This window comes from [Clostridium] symbiosum ATCC 14940 (assembly GCF_000466485.1).
GTDB classification, from domain to species: Bacteria; Bacillota; Clostridia; order Lachnospirales; family Lachnospiraceae; genus Otoolea; species Otoolea symbiosa.
The window spans coordinates 1-5,916 of record NZ_KE992848.1 but is presented as its reverse complement, the minus strand read 5'-3'; the positions used below and the strand labels follow the sequence as shown (position 1 = coordinate 5,916).

The 5,916-nt window shown below is 49.1% G+C and carries 4 protein-coding genes; all 4 read left to right on the top strand.

Going from position 1 to position 5,916, the window contains the following annotated elements; genetic code table 11:
• Positions 1-53: 53 nt before the first annotated feature.
• The 4 genes from CLOSYM_RS05140 (at position 54) to CLOSYM_RS05125 (ending at position 5,832) form a co-directional block, all read left to right on the top strand.
• The gene (locus CLOSYM_RS05140; protein ID WP_003509242.1) at positions 54-1,439 is read left to right on the top strand and encodes a PTS mannitol transporter subunit IIBC; all 1,386 of its coding nucleotides are present in this window, start codon (positions 54-56) and stop codon (positions 1,437-1,439) included.
• 181 nt (positions 1,440-1,620) lie between these two features.
• A complete protein-coding gene (locus tag CLOSYM_RS05135) occupies positions 1,621-3,720 on the top strand; it encodes a BglG family transcription antiterminator (RefSeq protein WP_021641237.1) in 2,100 nt (699 codons plus the stop codon).
• Between the two features lie 315 nt (positions 3,721-4,035).
• A complete protein-coding gene (locus tag CLOSYM_RS05130) occupies positions 4,036-4,509 on the top strand; it encodes a PTS mannitol transporter subunit IIA (RefSeq protein WP_021641235.1) in 474 nt (157 codons plus the stop codon).
• A 60-nt stretch (positions 4,510-4,569) separates the two neighbouring features.
• On the top strand, positions 4,570-5,832 hold the full coding sequence (locus CLOSYM_RS05125) for a zinc-binding dehydrogenase (protein WP_021641234.1): 1,263 nt from the start codon (positions 4,570-4,572) through the stop codon (positions 5,830-5,832).
• Positions 5,833-5,916 lie beyond the last annotated feature (84 nt).

Below are 5,916 nucleotides of genomic sequence, written 5' to 3'. Positions count from 1 at the left end.
TAAAACAGGTAGTGAAACTTGACACTACCTAAAAGTGGAAAGAGGGTAAATGTATGAAAGAAAAAGTTCAATTATTCGGACGGTTTTTAAGCGGAATGGTTATGCCGAATATCGGTGCATTTATTGCATGGGGGCTGATTACCGCGTTATTCATCCCGACGGGCTGGTGGCCCAATGAAAGTCTTGCGGCACTCGTATCGCCGATGTCAACCGTGCTTCTGCCGCTGCTGATTGCCTATACGGGCGGCGCTGCCATTCACGGCCAGAGAGGCGGTGTAATCGGCGCTATTGCAACAATGGGCGTAATCGTAGGTTCCGACATCCCGATGTTTATCGGCGCGATGATCGTAGGTCCGCTGGCGGCCTGGGTTATGAAGAAATTCGACCGGCTGTTGGAAGGGAAGATTCCTGCAGGCTTTGAGATGCTTGTCAATAATTTTTCACTCGGCATTCTCGGCGCTGTTCTGACACTGCTCACACTGAAGGGAGTCACACCACTTGTTGAGTCATTAAACGAGGCGATGAGGGCAGGCGTTGGTTTCTTCGTGGACAATAAACTGCTTCCGATGGCAAGTATTTTTATTGAACCGGCAAAGGTTCTGTTTTTAAACAATGCGATTAACCATGGAATTTTCTCACCGATGGGAATCCAGCAGGTGGAAGAGACCGGAAAATCAATTTTCTTCCTGCTTGAAGCCAATCCCGGACCGGGACTCGGCGTACTGCTGGCATACTGCCTTGCGGGAAAAGGATCGGCTAAAAGCTCAGCGCCGGGCGCTGTCATTATCCATTTCCTCGGCGGTATCCATGAAATTTATTTTCCATATATCCTGATGAACCCGCTCCTGCTTCTCTCAGTCATTGCAGGCGGAGCCAGCGGTATCTTCGTAGAGCAGATGTTTGGCGCAGGCCTTTCGGCGCCGGCTTCACCGGGAAGTATTATTGCAATCCTGGGCATGACGCCGAGAGGAGGTTATCTTCCGGTTATACTCGGGGTTCTGGTAGCCACGGCGGTATCCTTCTTCATTTCCATGCCGATTCTCAAATTCGCCGCAAAGGATGAAGATCTCGAAAGCTCAAAGAACAGAATGAAAGAGATGAAGAATGCGGCAAAGGGCATCGCTGATGAGAAGAAAGCAGTGGCAGTTGATACGAAGGACATCAGGAAAATCGTATTTGCATGCGACGCCGGAATGGGCTCCAGCGCAATGGGAGCCACTGTCCTTAAGAAAAAACTGACGGCTGCGGGACTTGGCGGTATTGAGGTTATGCATTCCCCCGTATCATCCATCCCATCCGACGCGCAGATTGTGGTGACGCATCAGGAGCTGGGAGAGAGGGCAGGCCACAGCAACCCGAATGCGCGGCTGGTTCTGATTACCAATTTCCTGGCAGCGCCGGAATATGATGAACTGATTAAAGAATTATCAGGCAGATAAGGCCGGCGGGGCATAAAGATTCTTGTAATCCGGATACGGATAGAATATAGTTAAGACAGAAACAGGGCATGCCATCCATGCCCCGGTTCTGTCTTTCTATCGATTGGCGGCATAAATCCTCACGGTGAGGGGCCGCCGGACAAGATGAGGCAGAGAGCGTGGGAGAGGGAACGGTATTGATATGGATTTTACACCGAGAATGCAGCAGATACTTTTAATTATGCTGAATGAGGACAAGGTCATATCTGTCAAAAACCTGGCGGAACGGATGAATCTGAGCAAACGCACGGTTCAGAGGGAACTGGAATATCTGGGCAGGGCCCTGAAGGAATATCATGTGGAGTTCTGTTCCAAAACCGGGACAGGCGTATGGCTGGAAGGGGCCCGGGAGGACCGGGACAGGCTTTTGCGCCATCTCAGTGAAAAAGATACCCTGGATGCTTCCGACCGTCCGGAACGGCGTAAGAGGCTGATACTGGAGATATTGAAGGACAAAACATTGAAAAAGCTGTATTATTACAGCGAGCTTTTTGGCGTAAGCGAGGCTACAATCAGCGCGGATCTGGAGGCGGCAGAGGAATGGTTCGAGCCTTTTAACCTGAAAATCATCAGGAAACCGGGCTACGGAATTTCCATAGAGGGCAGGGAAAAAGATTTCCGTCTTGCCCTCAGGGCTTTTATCGATGAGAATATAGATACGCATTTTATCAGGGATATCTATGAAGAAAAGGATCAGGCTCTGTTTGAACTGGTGGGCAGTAAAAATGACAAAAATATCTATAAGATTTTAAATAACGATCTTCTGCTTAGGGTGATTGCCTGTATACAGAGGATCAAGGACCGGAGACTATTAAACCTGACGGAAAATTCGTATGTCGGACTGGTACTCCATGTGACGATTGCCGTCAACAGGATTTTAAAGAAGGAAATACTGGAAGAGAACCAGGCCATGGTGGAATCGCTCAGGGGGAATGATGATTTTTGCCTCGCGGGCAGGATTGTGGAAGAGCTGTGCAAAGAGTTTGAGATAGAGATTCCGGAGATTGAGACGGCCTATATCTGTCTTCATATTAAGGGGGCAAAGGTGCAGCAGATTGAGCTGGATGAGGATTCCAGGGCAAGAGTCAGCGGCCAGAGGGAACTGCTTGAGGTGGTAAACCAGATGATCGACCGCTTTGATCCGGTTGTTGCATGGCAGTTAAAGCAGGATGAGGAATTTGTGGTACACGGCCTGGCGGCCCATCTGCAGCCTACACTGGTACGCCTGGCCAACAATATGAAGATAGAAAATCCGCTGCTGGATCAGATAAAACGTGATTATGCGGCAATATTTGAACGGTGCCGCAGCGTTGCAGAGGTGATTGAAGAACATTACGGTTATCCGGTGCCGGAGCCGGAGATAGGATATCTGGCGATCCATTTCGGAGCGGCCATGGTGCGTCTTGAGAGCAGCAGGGAAGTCAAAAGAAAAGTCAACATGGGGGTGGTCTGTGCGAGCGGAATCGGTATTTCCCGCCTGATGTGCTCCAGAATCAACCGTTTTTTCAATGACCGGATCAACCTGACGGCGTATGGATTGAATGATTTATCGCCCTATGTGCTGGAGCGGACCGATTTCTTCGTTTCCACGCTGCAGCTTAAGGAGGCGGCTGACATACTCTATGTGAGTCCTCTGCTGACTGCCCGGGAGATGGAGCAGATAGCAGCCAAGGTGCGGGAATATGAACATATGCCTGCAGTCAGGCAGGAAGACGAAACGTTCACAAGGCAGCTTGAGGAAGTCAATTACATGGCGGCTCAGATCAAGTCGCTGATTCAACGCTTTCAGCTTGTCAGGACGGATGAGACAGTCACATTTGAGGAATTGCTGGTACGGGTGGGAGAGGGACAGACACCCTACGCCGACCGGCAGAAAATGATAATAGATGCCTTAAAAAGAAGAGAAACCATGGGCTCCCAGTTCTTTCCGGACTTTTCCTTCGCTCTTCTCCATGCAAGGACAGCCGGCGTAGCGCGGCCCGTCTTTACTGTTTTTAAACCGGAGACAGGAAAACAGTTCCTTTCTCCTGATATGAAAGGGATCAGGGCTGCTATTATCATGCTCATGCCGGAAGAAGAGCATGTGAATGAAAATGCCTCCATGTTAGGTTATCTGAGTCAGAAGCTGGTGGAGGAGGATGAATTTTTAAACACCATTATGTCGGGAGAAGAAGAGGATATCAGGGGGCTGCTGTCGCGCTATCTGAAAAAATATTTTAACCGGTATCTGGATAAAATATAACGTTATTGTTCACACTCCGCCAAAAAGCGGCGTGCTGTGAATAATAACACGTTTCGCGATGCACAGAAACGGCAAAAAACGCCGTTGATTGTGGTGAAAAGTTCACTTTTCATCGCGTCGCGCCGTTCAACCCGGGATTTTCGTGCAAACTTCAGCTTTTGTCACCATCCAATGATGCCAAATGCAATTTTGTTTCTGTTGAATTGTATCCGGCAGTCAGGATATAATGAATTCAGAGAGCCTGGAGCGGTTCGGCCGGAATGGCCGGCGCGGGCCATCAGATAAAGCACTGTGTGATATCGAGGAGGAAAGAGAATGTTTGGTTTTGGAAAGAAAAAAGAACAGACCGAAAAAATTCAGAAACCGGAGCTTTTAGAAAAGAAGAACATCAGGCTGGACTGCAGCCCGATGGCGAAAGATGATGCAATCCGCGCAGTCGGACAGCTTCTCTGCGACAGCGGATATGTGGATGAAGGTTATATAGAAGCGATGATTAAAAGGGAATTGTCGTTCCCTACCAATATAGGAAACGGAATTGCTCTCCCCCATGGAGTGGAAGAGGCCAAGAAAGAGATTAAGCGCTCCGGCATTGCGGTGATGGTATTCCCGGAGGGAACCGACTGGGGAACCGAGAAGGTTAACCTGGTCATCGGTATCGCAGGGGTGGGAGAAGACCATCTTGAGATTTTAGCAACAATAGCGGAAAAGATGGCAACGCCTGAAGCAGTGGAAGAACTGATTAAGGGCAGCGCCGATGATATTTACGCAGCATTTACAACGAAAGCCTGAGAAAGAGCGCAGGCGGGTTAAGCAGCATATTTTAGTTAATGAAAACGGAGGTTGGAAATAATGAAAACAAGAGCGGTAAGAATGTATGGACTTGATGACTTAAGATTAGAGGAATTTGAATTACCGGAGATAAAGGATGATGAGATTCTTGTAAAGGTAATGAGCGACAGCATCTGTATGTCGACCTACAAACTGGTTAAGCAGGGGAAAAAGCATAAGCGCGCGCCCCAGAACATCGATACCAACCCGATTATCGTCGGACACGAATTTGCCGGTGACATCGTGCAGGTGGGAAAAAAGTGGCAGGATCAGTTTAAACCGGGACAGAAATTTTCGATCCAGCCGGCTATCAATTACCAGGGCAAGCTGGACTCACCGGGATATTCTTATGAGTTCTGCGGCGGAGCCGCCACATACTGCATCATTCCTCATGAGGTAATGGAGATGGGCTGTCTTTTAAGCTATGACGGCGAAAGCTATTTCCAGGCATCTCTCGGCGAACCGATGAGCTGTATTATCGGCGGGTACCATGCCAATTACCATACGAACAAGAAAAATTACGAGCATGCCATGGGAACCAAAACGGACGGTAATATCCTGATTATGGGAGGCTGCGGACCGATGGGACTCGGAGCGGTAAGCTATGGCATACAGTTTGAAAATAAACCGAAGCGAATTGTAGTGACCGATGTAAATGAAGACAGAATTAACCGTGCAAGGGAAGTGATTTCCGAGGAGCATGCCAAAGAAATGGGCGTGGAGCTGCACTATGTAAATACTGCCGGGATGGCGGATCCGATTGCGGAGCTGATGGCCATTACACAGGCTCACGGATACGACGACGTATTTGTCTATGCCCCAATCAGGCAGGTTGCGGAGATGGGAGATAAGCTGCTGGCATTTGACGGCTGCATGAACTTCTTTGCAGGGCCGACCGACAGCCAGTTTAAGGCGGAAATCAACCTCTATAACTGTCACTACACAAGCACGCATATCATGGGAACAACAGGGGGAAATACAGATGACCTGATCGAGGCCAATGAGCTTTCGGCCAGGGGAGCAATCGAACCGGCTGTTATGGTAACTCATGTGGGCGGAATCGACAGCATTGCAGAGGCAACGAAGAATCTGCCGTCTATTCCGGGAGGCAAAAAACTGACTTATACCCAGTTCGATATGCCTTTGACCGCTATCGATGATTTTGCGAAGCTGGGAGAGAGGGAGCCGCTGTTTAAGAAGCTGGATGAGTGCTGTAAAGCGCATAAAGGACTCTGGTGTGCAGAGGCTGAGAAGGTACTGTTTGAGCATTTCGGAGTAAAGTAATAAAAAGCGCGTTTTGTGAAGGACAGAGTTCATTAGAGAAGGACAGAGTTCAGGGGAGGCTGTGACCGGTACCGGTCACAGCCT

Bases quoted from the DNA above. Each gene is read 5' to 3' on its own strand.
- CLOSYM_RS05140 (WP_003509242.1), top strand. From the start codon at position 54: ATGAAAGAAAAAGTTCAATTATTCGGACGGTTTTTAAGCGGAATGGTT.
- CLOSYM_RS05135 (WP_021641237.1), top strand. From the start codon at position 1,621: ATGGATTTTACACCGAGAATGCAGCAGATACTTTTAATTATGCTGAAT.
- CLOSYM_RS05130 (WP_021641235.1), top strand. From the start codon at position 4,036: ATGTTTGGTTTTGGAAAGAAAAAAGAACAGACCGAAAAAATTCAGAAA.
- CLOSYM_RS05125 (WP_021641234.1), top strand. From the start codon at position 4,570: ATGAAAACAAGAGCGGTAAGAATGTATGGACTTGATGACTTAAGATTA.